The organism is Companilactobacillus miaonis, from assembly GCF_036913615.1.
In the GTDB taxonomy this organism is placed as follows: Bacteria; Bacillota; Bacilli; order Lactobacillales; family Lactobacillaceae; genus Companilactobacillus.
The window spans coordinates 175702-192492 of sequence record NZ_JAYKTX010000006.1; the positions used below are offsets into that span (position 1 = coordinate 175702).

The following is a 16791-nucleotide window of genomic DNA, read 5'->3' on the forward strand; positions in this document are numbered from 1 at the left end:
GACTCACTCCCTCTCTATACAATTTTTCTTTTAAAAACGTCCTGTAATTTAATAACCAATATAATGATAGCGCTTTTTTAAAGATTTGTATTTACTCTCACAAATTTATTTTTTTGTCCGCGGTCCTAAATCTAAAAAGGTGGCTAAACCACTCTCATTCAATCGAATTAAACGTTCACGGAAGTCACACAAATCAAAATCAAATTTATTTTTATCATATAAACGAAACATCAACATCGTATTTCGTATCAAAAAATTAGCACAGATATATGCATCAACATGTTCAACGCCAAATTCCTTTTCGATAGCATCCGCAAAGCCATTTGCAACTTTCAATTCAACTCTGCGTGACAGAAAATTATAATCACTAGATGTTGTCATAATTTTATAAAAATCACCTGACTGCTGAAATAGATTGAACACTCGATCAAAAATATAGCCCGGTTTAATTAAATTTTCACGCAATGATTGATCAACAATGATATTCAAAAATTGTTCTGAAGCTTTATCAACAATTGTGTTACAAAAATCATCAATTGAATCATAGTGTAAATAAAAAGTTTTGCGATTTACTTTCGCAGTTTCAGTCAATTTTTTCACAGTAATATTGCGATAACAGGTTTCCTGCATTAAAGTGCGAAAAGCATCTTGTAGTGCTTGATTAGTCCGTTGAACTCGCCGATCTATTTTCTCCATATTATCCCCTCATTAACCTTTAACTATGGATTATCTTTAATTACATCAACTATAACATATTTTATTTAACAAAATTTCGTATTAATTTGATAATGTTCTCTTGTCAAAATGTCTATTCCCAACAATAGGAAATACTTGCATTTTTAGAAATGGTCTATATTAAAAATATTATTATAACGGTATTTAATAATAAATGGTCTAAAAAGTTTACTAGTACTCTTTGCCATTTTATACTTTAGTTGTAAAAAAGAATGTGTTCAGTTATTCAAACAATGAGTTAAAAAACTGAAAGGCAGAACCCATTGTATTTTTTACGATCGTTTTAAAATGTATATTGTTTAAAATTGGAGATGCTAAAAATGAAGAAATCATGTCTTTACTTGTCTGTGGTTGGATTAGTTTTAGCATTGTTTCTTTTCTTTATGCCGTCTGGTTCAATTCAGGCTGCATCAACTACTAGTTCAACTCCAAGAGCAATTGATGGAATTACTGGTTTGACTAGTGAAGACGCTACCGTGACCGATATGAATGGTAATCCTATCAGTCCTACTGATAATTTGTATTCATGGTTAAACTTCAATGTCAATTACAATTGGAGTATTCCAGACAATATCCAAATCAATGATGGTGACACCACCGATTTTGAACTACCAAATGGTTTAGTCGCAAATGGTGATCTATCATTTCCAATTTACAACTCTTCCAATACAGTAATTGGTACTGGTACTATTAAAAATGGTTCATCAACTGGTACAGTTACCTTCAACGGTGCTTTAGCAAATACTAGCTATAACCGTAAAGGTACATTGCATTTGATTGCTAAAGGTACCGAATCTAATACTGCCAATGAAGGACAAAATTGGATGTTCAACAAAGTTGGTTGGGTCGCAGGTTACGATCAAAATGGTATTCCAAATGAATTAACTTGGAATATTGCTTTTAACCCTAATGAACACGACTTAACTGGTGTAGTTATTACCGATACGCTTGGTCCTAATCAAACGTATGTCCCTGATAGTCTAAACGCTATTGGTGGTTCTTACGAGAACGGTGGTTTCGTAAGTAATGGTACTCAACTACATCCCACAGTAACTACTTCTGGAAATAAAGTGATCATCACATTCCCAGGAACAGTTTCTACCGCTGTGGATATTTATTACAGAGTTAAAGTCTCACCTAATGCCGATGGTACGACTACCTGGAGCAACAACGCTACAATGGCTTCAAGCGAAGGTAATTATACTATTGGAGCCCAAACTTCTTGGGGTGGTAGTGGTACCGGTGACGGTAACGAAGTCGGTAGTATTATCTTCAAGAAAACTGACTCTGTAACTGGAACTGCATTACCTGGTGCAGAATAAAAATTAGTTGATAGTACTGGTAATGTCTTGATGACCAATGTAACTACCGATGCCAGCGGTACTATTCATATCAGAAATTTACCACTTGGTACCTATACTTTAACTGAGGTCAAAGCTCCTGAAGGCTACAAGTTAAATCCAGATCCAATTACCTTCACAGTTCCCGATAACGGTAATTTGAATTTGAATTTAAGCCAGACCGATGAACCAATCGGCAAAGGCAATGTAGTTCTAACTAAGAGTGACAGCACCGTTAATAAACTTTTGCCTGGAGCCGTCTTTAATCTATTAGACGGTGAAGGTAATATCGTCCAAAGTGATTTAACAACCGACGAAAATGGTCAAATTGCTTTAACTGATTTACCTGTTGGATCATATTCATTTGTTGAAACTAAAGCCCCTGAAGGCTATGAACTCAATAGTGAACCTATTAAATTCGAAATCACTTTGAATAACACAACCGATGTTTCTGCAGAAGATACACCAATTTCTGAAGAACCCGGTACAGTGACACCACCAGATGTCACACCAAATGAACCTGAAAATCCTAGCACTAATCCAGAAAATCCAGGTAACCAAGAAGCCCCTCAAGAACCTGAAAATCCTAGCACTAATCCAGAAGTTCCTGGCACTACAGAACCTCCGGTAACTAACCCAGAAAATCCAGGTAATCAAGAAGCTCCTCAAGAACCTGAAAATCCTGGTACTACTAATCCGATAACTCCTTCTGAACCTCAGAATCCTGGTATTACTAATCCGATAACTCCTTCTGAACCTCAGAATCCTGGTACTACTAATCCAGTTGCTCCTTCTGAACCTCAGAAACCCGGTACTACTAATCCGGTAACTCCTTCTGAACCTCAGAATCCTGGTATTACTAATCCAGTTGCTCCTTCTGAACCTCAGAAACCCGGTATTACTAATCCGGTAACTCCTTCTGAACCTCAGAATCCTGGTATTACTAATCCAGTTACACCTTCTAAACCTGAGATTTCTGGTACACAACCAGTAATTCCAGAATTTCCTGGTGCAACAACATCAACACCAAGCACTACTCCTTCAACTACAACATCAAGCAATAACGTTGGAGAAAATATGAGTTCGCCAGCTAGTCAAAACGCCAATTCGAAGAAGACTTTCCCTCAAACTGGTAATGCTAGTGGTTTGGTATTGATTCTCATGGGATTGTTGATTTTCATGTTCTTAATTATTAAGAGAATCATTAAAAGAACAAATTAATTAAGTTAAGAGTTTAGGACATAACTCTTTCCGCTCAAAACAAAGAGACCAAGGTAATCGAAGTACAATTACCTTGGTCCCTTTGTTTTAATGCTCGAGAATTGACCTTGTCCTGTCCCCTTCTTTTTTTTAGAAAAATTTAATAACAAGCTTTACTTTATTTTTACATAAACTAAACAATCAAAAATACTAACAAGCGTATAATTAAAAATCATTCAGGGGGAATTTATTATGAAATTAATTCAAAAAAGTTTATTAGCAGCTTCACTTCTAACAATTGGTACAGGAATAGTAAATCCGGTTACAAACGTTAAAGCTAGTAATCTTAATTACGGACTAACAAACATTGGTTCAGGCATTATAACTATCAATGTTCCCAAGGCTATTGTTTACGACCAAAACGGCAATGCTACTACTAAGGCCTTGACTCAAGGTAGCAAATGGAAAGTTGATCTTCAAAATACTCTTAATAGCGGTTCTTATTATCGAGTAGCGACTAACGAATTTATCAAGGCTTCCGATGTAAGTTTAACTCTTCAAAATCACCTTCAAAATCAAATTCCTTTAAATGGAATCTTAGACGGTGTCATCATAACTTCAAAACAAGCACCACTGTATGATATTAATGGTAATCGCCTCTCTAAATCACTTCTTCAGGGAACTTCTTGGAAAGTTGAATATCAAAACAATTTACCTAGCGGTACATACTACAGTGTCGCAACGAATGAATATGTCAAAGCAAGTGATGTCCGCGGCTATCAGAATACTAGAATTTTTCCCAGTAAAGATATCGTTACCGTAATCAGCAAACACCCTGCTTTAATTTATGATCTCAATGGTCAAGTCGTTGCTGGACGCGCTTTAATGACCGGTACTAAGTGGCAAAGTGATGCTTATTATATCATTGGCAAAGCTGGATATTATCACGTTGGAAATAATGAATTTGTTAGTGTTGCCGATGTTCAATAGTTGCTATACTAATTGGCTACACGTCAAACAACTATTTTAAAAGATAGAGCGCTATTATGATTTTGATAACAAGATATAAGTTATTGAGATGTTATCAAATTTTTAGTGTATTGGAGATATTATTATCATGAAATTAATCCAAAAAGGTCTTCTCTTCGCATCTATCTTTACAATCGGTGCTGGTGTCAGTGTTCCAACTATTATTAATAACCCTAGTGTTGTTCAAGCTGCTACAACTAAGGAATTAAAGAAAATTACTACTAAGAAGATCAGCGTTAAGGTCTCCAAAGCACAATTGTATAATCAAAAAGGTAAGAAAATTTCACGTTGCCTAACTAAAGGTACGACTTGCAAGACATCTGAAAAAAATACCGTTAAGGGCTGCACTTATTACAAAGTCGGTAAAAACGAATTTGTAAAGTCCTCAAACGTACGTACAATCTAAATTGCAAAATAAGAGTTTGAGACATAACTCTTTTTGCTTAAAACAAATAGACCGTGGTAATCAAAGAACGATTACCACGGTCTATTTGCCTTAATGCTCGAGAGTTGACCATGTCCTGTCCCACTCTCTAACAAATTCTTATACCTTCACTCGGCCACATATTCTAAAATATCGCCAGGTTGACATTCTAAAACTTGACAGATCTTCTCTAAAGTTGAAAATCGAATTGCCTTTGCCTTGTTGTTTTTTAATATTGAAATATTTGCTTGTGTGATACCGACTTTTTCTGCTAATTCGGTTACCGTCATTTTTCGTTTAAGGAGCATAAAATCAAGATTAATTTTTATCATATTGTTAAATCATTTTCATCTTTCATATTAATTGCTTTAATTAAAATTTGCTCCATTGCCGAAACAAAGGCTGCTAAAGCTAAAGGCAGAAAAACGACTGAGCCAACAATAATTATCATTCCCGGAGCATCGCCACGATCAGCAGAATAGTAAATGTATGGCATTATTCCTGACAAAACAAAGAATTCAACCACAAATAAATTTCGAATCATTTTGACTGAATGTAATGACATCTTTGTAAAGAATTGTTGCTTGTCCATTAAAAAGAAAATTTTGAATAAATAGTAACTAATGCCAAAAGCTACTAATGCACTAGCAAACAAAAAACCAGCTGATATTAACTGTAAATGCAGTACCGAGTGATCCACGATCGATGTATAGGTTCCCCATCCCAGCGCGTAAACAAAGAATAAAACAAATAAATCAAGAATGGCTGTCACAATCTTTAAAAAAGTAGTTTTAATTTTCATTATGAACTCCTATTAATTATTACAGACATCATAGCACTCGACATATTGTTTATCAATATATTTTTATTGATTATCGATATATTAATCTTTGATTAATTTGCTAATTAGCCAACCACTTGCTAATCCAATCAATGCAAAAACAACCCAGCCTAAGCCCAATTCTGATAAAGGCAAGTAATTATTCCAACTTAAAATCTGTCGAATAATTTGTTCATTTTGCATGCTTTTAGGTAAAGATTCTAAGCCAGCAAAAAAAGCTGGAATAATTGTAAAAATTGTTGTCACTCGATAGATCCACTTTGAATCTCCCAACAAAGGACTCAATACTGCCACAATAATCAAAACTATCGCCAATGGATATAAGAACATCAAAATTGGTGTTGAATAGTTGATCAATTTCGTTAAGCCAATGTTTGCAATCAAGAACGAGACAATGGAAACCACCACTAAAGTCACTTGATAATTGAATTTTGGAAACATTTCTTCAGCCGTTTCACCAAAAGCTGACACTAACCCAATTGAAGTTTTTAAACAGGCGATTATGGCAATCAGTGCCAACAACAAACTACCAAAAGAACCGAAATAATAATTGAACACTTGAGCTAAAGTCACTCCACCATTGGAAGCAAGTGGAAATTGGGCCACACTCATCGTTCCAATCAAGGCTAAAAAGGCATAAATCACACCCATAATAACAACACTGATAATTCCTGATTTAATTGTATCTTTGGCTATCTGGGACGGTTTGGTAATACCAAGCGATTTAATTGTTTCAATAACAACGACCCCAAACGCTAATGAGGCCAGTGCGTCCATTGTATTGTACCCTTCTGTAAAGCCTGTCAAAACTGGAGATTGGGAATACTGATGCTGTGGCAATGCTTGAAATGTACCCATTGGTTTAATAAAAGCTACTATGACCAAAATTCCTAATAAAATTAAAAAAATTGGTGTCAACCACTTACCAACATAGGTCATCAATTGACTAGGTTTTCGAGATAAAAACCATGTGGCAATAAAAAATAGTGCTGAAAAGATCAATAGTCCAAAATTTTGCAAGCCTCGATCAATAAATGGAGCAATTCCTAATTGAAAAGAAATCGTCGCTAATCTTGGAATAGCAAATAGTGGACCCATAGTGACATATAACAAGATCGTAAACATATACGCGTAGTGCCGATTAACTTTCTCTGCTAAATCAAAGACACTATTACTGGCAGTGATTCCCATACTGGCAACTCCTAGAAGTGGTAAACCGACTCCAGTTATCAAAAGTCCAATTATCGCTAGCCAAACATTGCTACCTGCCTGCTGACCTAAATAAACTGGAAAAATTAAATTTCCAGCTCCAAAAAATAATCCGAATAACATCGAACCAATAAAAAATAAATTCTTCCAGCTTAACTTTGTTTCCATTTACTTCACTCTTTCAATAAATCTTCATTCAATTATCATAAACAATTGCGGTCACTGTGACAATTTTTTCATAAAAAAAGGCATCCAAATTTTGGATGTCTTTAAAAGTTTTATTTTATAATTAATGCTTATCTAGCACTAGTTACGTAACTGTCTTGTACCCATTCGTTTGTAGCAACACGATAATAAGTATGGCCATTAAGAACTTTCTTTTGGTCAGTCTTCCAATCTGTGTTGTTAGCTAATCCACGGTTTGTGATCAACTTATATGTTCCATCTGCTTGCAAGGCTAACAATCTAACATATGAACCACCATTGTTATTAACTGTAACAACGCCTGTTGTTGTTTGGGCACCACCATTTGTTTCTGGTGTTCCATCATATTGTGTCAAATTATAGCTAGCAATAATATTGTTCAATGATGAAGCATAATTAGGTGCTGTTGCATATCTACCTTGTAGCCATGCTGTAGCATCTTTATATGAACTAGTATTTTCTTTCCAAGTCCCCTTGTAATAGCTTGAATTCCATGAAACACCATTACGTAACTTATCACCATTGTCTAAGAATGATTCATAGTAACTAGGATACTTTCTAAAGTTAGCATAAATAGTATACCAACCTTGTGTTGAGCTCCATTCAGATGTTGGCATTGATACATAAGCGCCGTTGTAATCACCTTTAATACCAAATAAGTTATGTCCTTGTGTAGCTAAAGTTGAAGCACCCCAACCACTTTCAAGAATAGCTTGAGCTAACATAACTGATGTATAAAGATTGTACTTTGCAGCAGCTTTTTGAGCCATTGGAACTGCTTCTTGTAAGAATGCTTGTTGTTGTGATGATGAAACTCCTGAAGCGGCTTGTACAATAGCTGTTACATTTGCAGCTGAGTATGTTGACTCACTAGCAGCTTGAACAATTGATGAATTAGCAACTGTTGTATCGGCTTTAGTCTTTTCTGAGCCGGCAATGACGTTTGTATCGTTATTTTCTGATTTATTATTTACTTGTTCTGTATTTGTGTCAGATGCACTGTCGACACCTGTTGTAGCAGCTGAAACTACTGAGGGTGTAGCAGTTGCAGCCAATGTACCAAGTACTAAAGCACTTGTAATTAGATTTTTTTTAGACATAGAATGTTTCCCCTTAATAAATAATCTAGTTATAGATTACTATTTACAAAAATTAGTTTCAATAAAACTCGGATTTTGTAACAAGAATTAAACATTCGAAAATAAATTGTAATTTTTTGTTACTTGACTTTAAGAATTTCTTAAGAACATTAAGATTTTTTTATAGCAAGCACTTTCAATTACATTTTTTTCAAAAAGATTGGATAACAAATTTCATAAAAATGAATCGTTTACATACATAAACCAATTGGTAGCCAAATTATTCTTTCAAAAGTAAGAAGAGCAAATCCCCTAATATCACGCTATCCGAGCTTATTGAGTCCACCTCCTTTTTTTGTATTTTTTTACACTACCAACAAAATTTTACAATAAAAAAAACCGCCATTCAGCGATTTCCTATAATTTTGAAGTTAATTTAACATTTGGATATTTATTAGCAAACCAGTTCTCAGCAAATTTATTTTCAAATAAGAATAATGGTTTGTCATCCAAATCCTTAACTAACATATTTCTAGTTGATGACATTGATTCATCTAATTGTTCAGGATCGACCCAACGAGCAATTCTTGAACCGATTGGCTTCATCACAACATCACAATTATATTCGTTCTTCATTCTAAATTGAAAAACTTCAAATTGTAGTTGACCAACTGCACCTAGAATATAATCATTTGTTGTATATTTCTTATAAAGTTGGACAGCACCTTCTTGAACTAACTGTTGCATCCCTTTGTGGAATGACTTTTGTTTCATAACGTTCTTAGCTTGAACTTCCATGAACATTTCAGGTGTAAATTGAGGTAAATCTTCAAACTGAACTGATTTTTTACCTGAATAAATCGTGTCACCAATTTGGAAATTACCAGTATCATACAAACCAACGATGTCCCCAGCAACAGCTGTTTTAACAGTCTCTCTTTGGTCGGACATGAATTCAGTTGCATTGTTCAATCGCATAACTTTTCCAGTTCGGTTCAAAGTAACATCCATGCCACGAACAAATTCACCTGAACAAATTCTTACAAAAGCAATCCGGTCACGGTGATTAGGATTCATATTAGCTTGAATCTTGAACACAAAGCCTGAAAATTCTGGATCATCTGGTTTGACAAGCTCTTCACTCTCCTTTTGCTTGTGAGCAGTTGGAGCTGGTGCCATATCCAAAAAAGTATTCAAAAATGTTTCAACACCAAAATTAGTCAAAGCTGAACCAAAGAATACTGGTGTTTGATTACCTTCTTGAACTTTCTTCAAGTCAAATTTATTTCCAGCTTCTTTGATCAAATCGACTTCACCCAAAGCTTGATCATAAACGCCATCTTCTTCAATTGGATTGTGCTCAGCTAATTTACCTTCATCATTTAATGGTAAAAATCTGTCATCGCCATCTTTTCGATAAAGTTCCAAACGGTTGTTACGAATATCATAAAGGCCTTTCAATTCCTTACCCATACCGATTGGCCAGTTCATTGCACAACCTTCGATATTCAATAATTCCTCTAATTCAGCAATCAAATCGAGCGGATCACGACCATCACGATCCAACTTGTTCATAAATGTGAAGATAGGAATCCCACGTTTTTTAACAACCTTAAATAATTTTTTAGTCTGCGGTTCAATACCTTTAGCCGAATCAATAACCATGACAGCTGCATCAACTGCCATCAAAGTACGATAAGTATCTTCAGAAAAGTCCTCATGTCCAGGAGTATCCAAGATATTGATATCCTTATCATGATAGTGAAATTGCATTACAGAACTAGTAACAGAAATTCCACGTTTCTTTTCAATTTCCATCCAGTCAGAAGTAGCAAATTGACCAGATTTCTTAGCCTTAACAGTACCAGCGGAGCGAATAACCCCACCAAAGTAAAGCATTTGTTCAGTAATAGTAGTCTTACCAGCATCCGGGTGAGAGATGATGGCAAAAGTTCTACGTTTATTAACTTCTTGTTCTAATTGTTTTTGGTCCATAATATTAGAGCGGTAAAAGGAGCGGTTAGCTTCCGAGGATTAAGACCACTTTGCTCGTTGGCTGCATAGCAGACGACGGGCGAAGTAGCCTTAACCGGAAGAAGCTGCTCCTTTTAGCGCGTTTTCGTCCTCCATAAAATAATTTAAAAATCATTTTTCTCGAAAAAAAAGAAATACGTCAGTATTTCTTCTTATACATGTTTTCAGTAACAGTCTTCAATTTTTCATCAGGAACCGTTACGATAACATTTTCAATTCTAGAACCATTCAATTCACCAGAGGTAATCACAATACCATCTTTTAACTTAAATGATTTAGGATGTTTAGCATCAGGAATCTCCCCAATGTTCATAATCAGATACCCTGCAATTGTATCAACATCTTCAACTTTAATTTCTTCTTCAAACAATTCATCAAAGTCTTCAATCGTCATTAAACCAACTACAGAGAATTTATTGGCACCAAGACGTTGGAAATTCTTTGTAATAGGATCATACTCATCATCAATTTCCCCAACTATCTCTTCCAAAATATCCTCAATCGTTGCTAACCCAACGATACCACCGTATTCGTCAACCACCATGGCAATTTGAGTTTGCGTACTACGCATTTGAAGTAATAACGCATCAATATTAGTAGCTTCTGGAACGAATAGTGGTTCTTTCATGATTGATTTCAAGTTGATTTTATCAAAACCAACTTCACGAGATTTCTTTAATAGGTCTTTAATGTGAACAATTCCAATAATATTATCTTTATCTCCGCCATACATCGGGATTCGGGAATAAGGTTGATTTAAAATTTTATCAATATTCTCACTAACAGGATCATTGATATCGATCATAAAAGTATCCATTCTTGGCGTCATGATTTCACGCGCTGTCTTATCTCCAAAACGGATAATCCCTTGAAGCATTTGATATTCATCAGAATTAATTGTTCCACTATTGCGTGATTTTCGTAAGGTCGCAATCATTTCGGTTCTTGTAATTGAATCATTTTTTTGCGTAAAATCAATTGGAGTTATCTTAGTTAATAAGGTAATCGTTTTGTCCAACAACCAAACGAACGGACGCAATATTTTACCAACTAATCTAACAACTGGTTCCGTAAAACTAGCTACTTGATAAGGCTGTTGTAGAGCAATCCTTTTTGGATATAATTCTCCAAAAACTAATGTAATAAATGATAAAATAATCGTGATAATCACAATTGATGTTTCGTGACTACCAGGAAAACTCCCTATCAATCTCTCCAATCGAGAACTCAAGGTCGTTGCTGCACTAGCAGATGATAAGAAACCTGCTAAAGTAATTGCAACTTGAATCGTTGATAAAAATTTATTAGGATCGTTGATAGCATTTAAAATTCTTTGGGCTCGTTTATTACCACCCTTTGCCTTTTCCTCAACGGACACTTTATTAACAGAAACAATCGCCATTTCGCCTGCTGCAAAAAAAGCATTTAATAACGTTAATACAATTATTAAAATCAGCTGCCCGGAAAGCGACGCTCCAGAAGAGTCACCACTCATTTAACTCGCACTCACTTTCATATTTCATATGTAAATAACATAAACAAAACAATTATAACAGGTGTCATTGTATTCAACAATAAACCTTTTTCATGTTAGAATAAGAATACTAGTATATAGGGAGTTAACAAAAATGTCTAATAAAAAAATTTCCATCATCTATGTTTTTTTCTTCATTATCCCTTACGTTCTCTGTCTGTCGATCATCGGCGTTTCCTATAACTCATTAGTTTTACACGCTTTGACTTGGAGAATTATTGTTGGTGGAATCATTGGTGCTTTTGGTATGTTTGCGGTCAAAGTTATCGCTCAGCGACCAGTTTTGATCATGTATCGTAGTTCTACTCGAAAAATCCTCAAGGAATTGCTACATTTCTTTGTTTTGGAACGTAGTAAGACGGTCATCGGGGCTAATTTGTTCGTCGACTTCTGGTTATCAATGGGTAGCATTTATTTAGTCGCTAAATTTTTACCACTCAATTTAATTCTTGGTCGAACTCTCGGCTGGTTAGTCTTCTTACTGATGGTTTCATTGACTTTAGCCTCATATTTAGAGTTCGAATCACTTTCCATTTACACAGAGAAAAAGAAATAATTCTTGACTTATTTAAAGATTAATTGTAAGTTTGAGTCATCTTAATTGAAGGAGGAATTGACATGTTGAATCATACAAACTTTGAAGCTAAATCATGTTGTTGTGTAGTAATTGAAAATTACTATACTTTTTCAACGTGTCTAATACCACTCAATTGATAAACAAGTAGTGCAAACTATAAAATCAAGAGGAGTTGACATTAGTCGGCTCCTCTTTTTTGTATTTGTAAAACTTAGAAAGGAGTTACTTGTGGAACCTATTAGAATTGGTATTTTAAATTTAATGCAAAACAAAGTAGAAACAATGCATAATTTCCAACACGCTCTGAAAAATGAAAATGTGGAATTAGTTTTCTACTATTCAGCTACTCGTTATGTAAATCGTGTGCTTGATCCAGCGATTACCGATAATATGAAACCTCTAGATTTACAAGCAGTTAATGACTTAGATGGCTTTATTATTACTGGCAGCCCAGTTGAAAAATTAGATTTTCCTCAAGTTTCTTACTTTGACGAAGTTAATGATCTAATCGATCAACTGACAACTTCTAACATCCCGCAACTTTACGTCTGTTGGGGCGCCATGGCTGCCCTGAATCGAATTTATAACATTCAAAAAAAATTATTACCACATAAAGTATTTGGTATTTTCCAAAATCAAATCTTAAAACCATCACCGCTTTTAGATAATATTAGTGATAATTTCCCCGCTCCACATGCTCGGTATGCAGAAATGGATCATGAACAGATCCAATCTAATCCCAATTTAATGATTGAAGCAACTAGTGAAAACGGACTCTTAACTTTAGTCAGTGCTAAAAATAGACATCAAACTTTTATCTTTTCGCATCTCGAGTATCAAAAAGATGGTTTGGATAAAGAGTATCGCCGTGAATTAGCTAGTCCTAAAGTTAAGCATCCGTTCCCAGCATTCAATTACTATTCACCATTGGATAAAAAGCCGATGTTTTCATGGAAGCAGACGCAACAAAATTTTTACCAAAACTGGCTACAAACAGTTACAGAACACAAATTAACAACTTGCTAAGGAGAATTCATTATGACAAAAATTGCACAAAATATTACAGAATTAATTGGTAACACACCACTTGTTAAATTAGATAAGGTTGTCCCTGAAGACGCTGCCGACGTATACGTAAAGTTGGAATTCTTTAATCCTGGTAGTTCCATTAAAGATAGAATTGCTCTGGCAATGATCGAAGCCGCTGAAAAAGATGGCAAAATCAAACCTGGTGACACTTTAGTTGAACCTACTTCAGGAAATACTGGTATTGGACTTTCACTAGTCGCTGCCGCTAAAGGTTATCATCTCATCATCACTATGCCTGAAACAATGAGTATCGAACGTCGTAAGTTGATGCAAGGTTACGGTACAGAATTGATTTTAACACCAGGTTCAGAAGGTATGGGCGGAGCTATTAAGAAGGCCACTGATTTAGCTAACGAAAATGGTTACTTCATGCCAATGCAATTTCAAAATCCTGCTAACCCAATGATCCACGAAAAGACAACTGGTAAAGAAATCGTTGATGCTTTCGGTGATATTCCTGTTGATGGCTTTGTCGCTGGTGTTGGTACTGGTGGTACTCTCTCAGGTGTTAGCCACGCTTTAACTAAAGCTTATCCAAATGTCAAAGTCTGGGCTCTTGAAGCGGCTGAATCACCTCTATTAAAGGAAGGAAAAACTGGTGCTCACAAGATTCAAGGTATCAGTGCTGGATTCATTCCTGACACTTTGGACAAAAATTCATATTCAGATATTATTGAAGTAACTAGCGACCAAGCTATCAAGATGGCTCAAGAAGTTAGCCATAAAGAAGGTTTCCTACCTGGTATCTCAGCTGGTGCTAACATCTTCGGTGCTATCGAAATTGCTAAGAAACTTGGCAAAGGTAAAACAGTTGTTACTGTTGCTCCTGATAATGGTGAAAGATATCTTTCAACTGATTTATTTAAGTTTTAGAAGTCAAATCTTTTCTAAGTACGTTTAATTTATGAGAGAATAGAAAATGGTCAATTTTATATAGGGGGATCTATTTCAAAATGAAAAAGCGAATTGCTTTAATTTTAACTACAATTGTAGCCTTAGTCTTAGTACTAACTGGCTGCTCAAACAAGTCAGCTAACAGTGACACAAAAACTGACGGCACACTAACAATTGGTCTGGAAGGTACTTATGCACCTTACTCATACCGTGACAATGGCAAACTTAAGGGGTTTGAAGTCGATTTGGCTAAACAAGTTGCTAAAAAGCTTGATTTAAAGGCTAAGTTTGTTCCTACAAAATGGGATTCATTAATTGCCGGCTTGAATTCAAACACATTCGATGTTGTCTTCAACAACGTGGCAGAAAATCCATCACGTAAGAAGCATTACATTTTTGCAACACCTTACATTTACTCAAAATCAGTTATCATCACTAAAGATGGTACAGGAATCAATTCCGTTGACGATATTAAAGGAAAGAAAATCGCTGCCGGAACTGGTACAGATAACTACAATCACGCTGAAAAATTCGGTGCTAAAGTAGTCCCTGCTCCTGATTTTCAAACAGATATGTCAATGATCGACCAAGGAAGAGTTGCCGGTGCAATTAATTCTAAGGAAGCCTTCCTATATTGGAAACAAAGTCATAAGAACACCGATTTGAAATACATCGAAATTCCTAATGACAAACTTGAACCATCAAAAATTGCTCCAATTTTCAACAAAAAATCTACTCACCTACAAGGTCGTGTCAATAAAGCTATCAAAGAACTTTACAAAGACGGCACTATGAAGAAACTTTCAGTTAAGTACTTCGGTGAAGATATTACTAAAAAATAATTAAGAAACTTTGAGGGGGTTTTTACTTCATGTGGCACATCATCATAACGTCTTTACCGGCAATGCTAACCGCAATGATCCAATACACCATTCCATTAGCAATCGTTTCGTTTATATTCGGTTTAATCCTAGCCGTTTTAACAGCTTTAATTAAGTTCATCAAGCCTAGTGAAAATAAATTGATCAAGTATCCTTGGTTAGTGTTACGCGCTATAGCAAACTTTTACGTTTGGTTATTCCGTTCCACACCATTACTAGTTCAATTGTTCATCATCTTCTTTGGTCTACCTAGTGCTGGAATCCAGTTATCACCATTCGTTGCCGCGGTAATTGGTTTCTCACTTAATACCGGAGCCTACGCATCAGAGACAATTCGTTCTGCTCTCTTGTCAGTTCCTCAAGACCAATGGGACGCAGCATTTACTTTGAACTTCACGACAAAACAAACTTTAACTAAAATCGTTTTGCCACAAGCTGTTAGAATTGCTTTACCACCACTATCCAATTCATTCATTGGTTTAGTAAAGGACACATCTTTGGCCAGTTCTATCACTATTTTGGAAATGTTCCAGGTCAGTCAACAAATCACCGCTAAAAACTTTGAACCACTTTTGATGTATTCATTAGCTGCTTTCTTATACGCAGTAATTTGTTCATTACTAACGCTCTTACAACATTATCTTGAGCGTAGAACTTCAAAATACGTTAAAGGAAGTGAAGCTTAATGATTTCAGTTAAAAACATTGTTAAAAAATATGACGATAAAGAAGTCTTAAAGAACCTCAGTGTCGATTTTCCAGATGGTGAGACGACAGTAATTTTAGGACCTTCTGGTTCTGGTAAATCAACGTTATTACGTTCACTTGATTTACTAGTTCGCCCAGAAAGTGGAACTTTAAACTTCGGTGATTTAAAACTCGATTATTCACAACCCGTTTCCAAAAAAATGAGTTTTGACGTTCGTAAAAAAACAAGTATGGTTTTCCAAAACTGGAACCTCTTCCCTAATTTAACCGTCTTACAAAACATCACAACTGCTCCAGAGACAGTTTTAGGTAAGTCCAAGGAAGAAACAGAAGTAAAAGCAAAAAAGCTTTTGTCACAAGTCGGATTAGCCGAGTACGCCGACCGTTATCCTAGTCAATTATCCGGTGGACAACAACAGAGAATTTCAATCTGTCGTGCCCTAGCCATGGACCCTGAATACATTTTGTTGGATGAACCAACTAGTGCTCTTGATCCTGAACTAGAAAACCAAGTATTATTGATTTTGGAAGATTTGAGCAAGATGGGACAAGCAATGATCATTGTGACTCACAATATGGAATTTGCTCGTTCAGTTGCCGATAAGATTGTTTTCGTTGAAGATGGCGACATTCTATTTGACGGTACCCCCGATCAATTCTTTAACCATCCAACAACAAGAATTAAGGATTTCTTATCCGGAATTACATTTAATGATGATGCTACTAAATAAGTAAGCAAACCTAAAAGACCAACCTTTTAAATTGAGGTTGGTCTTTTTTTGTGTTGGTGAAGTATGCCGCCTTCCATTCTTTTAGAAATACTAATCCTATTCAAATATAGTGCTCGATATTTTTATGGTTGAATTGCTTTCCCATTCAGAATATAAATAGTATAAAAAAAGACATCCTAGTTCATTGCAATACTGAAGTGCTTCATAATTGTTAGACAAGAAATCTAATGATTATGGAGCACTTTTTGTATGGTTAAATATAGTTTTGATTTGAAAGCAAAAG

The 16791-nt window shown here is 35.4% G+C and carries 16 protein-coding genes and 1 pseudogene; 10 read left to right on the forward strand and 7 right to left on the reverse strand.

Going from position 1 to position 16791, the window contains the following annotated elements; translation table 11 throughout:
- Window positions 1-105: 105 nt before the first annotated feature.
- Entirely contained in the window at window positions 106-696 is a 591-nt protein-coding gene (locus tag U8521_RS06835; protein WP_334332296.1) for a TetR/AcrR family transcriptional regulator, read from the reverse strand.
- A gap of 359 nt (window positions 697-1055) precedes the next feature.
- Between U8521_RS06835 and U8521_RS06840 the strand changes: the two genes are divergently transcribed.
- From U8521_RS06840 to U8521_RS06860, 4 genes and pseudogenes are all read left to right on the forward strand, one after another.
- On the forward strand, window positions 1056-2057 hold the full coding sequence (locus U8521_RS06840; protein ID WP_334352272.1) for an Ig-like domain-containing protein: 1002 nt from the start codon (window positions 1056-1058) through the stop codon (window positions 2055-2057).
- A 12-nt stretch (window positions 2058-2069) separates the two neighbouring features.
- A pseudogene (locus tag U8521_RS06850) lies at window positions 2070-3296 on the forward strand (MSCRAMM family protein); the annotation flags it as partial.
- 231 nt (window positions 3297-3527) lie between these two features.
- Window positions 3528-4265: an SLAP domain-containing protein gene (locus tag U8521_RS06855; protein ID WP_334332294.1), complete on the forward strand. Its 738-nt coding sequence runs from the start codon at window positions 3528-3530 to the stop codon at window positions 4263-4265.
- A gap of 127 nt (window positions 4266-4392) precedes the next feature.
- The gene (locus U8521_RS06860) at window positions 4393-4710 is read left to right on the forward strand and encodes an SLAP domain-containing protein (protein WP_334332293.1); all 318 of its coding nucleotides are present in this window, start codon (window positions 4393-4395) and stop codon (window positions 4708-4710) included.
- 146 nt (window positions 4711-4856) lie between these two features.
- Here U8521_RS06860 and U8521_RS06865 read toward each other — a convergent pair whose 3' ends face one another.
- The 6 genes from U8521_RS06865 to U8521_RS06890 all read right to left on the reverse strand — a co-directional run bounded on the left by U8521_RS06865 (window position 4857) and on the right by U8521_RS06890 (window position 11590).
- Entirely contained in the window at window positions 4857-5060 is a 204-nt protein-coding gene (locus U8521_RS06865; protein ID WP_334332292.1) for a helix-turn-helix domain-containing protein, read from the reverse strand.
- Window positions 5057-5530 carry a DUF2975 domain-containing protein gene (locus U8521_RS06870; RefSeq protein WP_334352273.1) on the reverse strand — a complete coding sequence of 158 codons (474 nt, stop codon included), beginning with the start codon at window positions 5528-5530 and terminating at the stop codon, window positions 5057-5059. The genes U8521_RS06865 and U8521_RS06870 overlap by 4 nt, the downstream gene beginning before the upstream one ends.
- 81 nt (window positions 5531-5611) lie before the next feature.
- A complete protein-coding gene (brnQ, locus tag U8521_RS06875; RefSeq protein ID WP_334352274.1) occupies window positions 5612-6946 on the reverse strand; it encodes a branched-chain amino acid transport system II carrier protein in 1335 nt (444 codons plus the stop codon).
- 128 nt (window positions 6947-7074) lie between these two features.
- Window positions 7075-8082 (reverse strand): glycoside hydrolase family 73 protein, encoded by a 1008-nt coding sequence (locus tag U8521_RS06880; RefSeq protein ID WP_334352275.1) that lies wholly within the window; start codon window positions 8080-8082, stop codon window positions 7075-7077.
- Window positions 8083-8478: 396 nt separating this feature from the next.
- Window positions 8479-10056: a peptide chain release factor 3 gene (locus U8521_RS06885; RefSeq protein WP_334332288.1), complete on the reverse strand. Its 1578-nt coding sequence runs from the start codon at window positions 10054-10056 to the stop codon at window positions 8479-8481.
- A 178-nt stretch (window positions 10057-10234) separates the two neighbouring features.
- The gene (locus U8521_RS06890; protein WP_334332287.1) at window positions 10235-11590 is read right to left on the reverse strand and encodes a hemolysin family protein; all 1356 of its coding nucleotides are present in this window, start codon (window positions 11588-11590) and stop codon (window positions 10235-10237) included.
- A 133-nt stretch (window positions 11591-11723) separates the two neighbouring features.
- On the opposite strand from U8521_RS06890, the gene U8521_RS06895 reads away from it, so the two are divergent.
- From U8521_RS06895 to U8521_RS06920, 6 genes are all read left to right on the forward strand, one after another.
- Window positions 11724-12185, forward strand: a complete 462-nt coding sequence (locus tag U8521_RS06895) for a hypothetical protein (protein ID WP_334352276.1) — start codon at window positions 11724-11726, stop codon at window positions 12183-12185.
- Between the two features lie 249 nt (window positions 12186-12434).
- Window positions 12435-13232 carry a homoserine O-acetyltransferase/O-succinyltransferase family protein gene (locus tag U8521_RS06900; protein ID WP_334332285.1) on the forward strand — a complete coding sequence of 266 codons (798 nt, stop codon included), beginning with the start codon at window positions 12435-12437 and terminating at the stop codon, window positions 13230-13232.
- A gap of 12 nt (window positions 13233-13244) precedes the next feature.
- A complete protein-coding gene (gene cysK / locus U8521_RS06905) occupies window positions 13245-14168 on the forward strand; it encodes a cysteine synthase A (protein WP_334332284.1) in 924 nt (307 codons plus the stop codon).
- 80 nt (window positions 14169-14248) lie between these two features.
- On the forward strand, window positions 14249-15031 hold the full coding sequence (locus U8521_RS06910) for a transporter substrate-binding domain-containing protein (RefSeq protein WP_334332283.1): 783 nt from the start codon (window positions 14249-14251) through the stop codon (window positions 15029-15031).
- A gap of 29 nt (window positions 15032-15060) precedes the next feature.
- Entirely contained in the window at window positions 15061-15756 is a 696-nt protein-coding gene (locus tag U8521_RS06915; RefSeq protein WP_334352277.1) for an amino acid ABC transporter permease, read from the forward strand.
- On the forward strand, window positions 15756-16508 hold the full coding sequence (locus tag U8521_RS06920) for an amino acid ABC transporter ATP-binding protein (protein ID WP_334352278.1): 753 nt from the start codon (window positions 15756-15758) through the stop codon (window positions 16506-16508). The genes U8521_RS06915 and U8521_RS06920 overlap by 1 nt, the downstream gene beginning before the upstream one ends.
- Window positions 16509-16791: the final 283 nt, after the last annotated feature.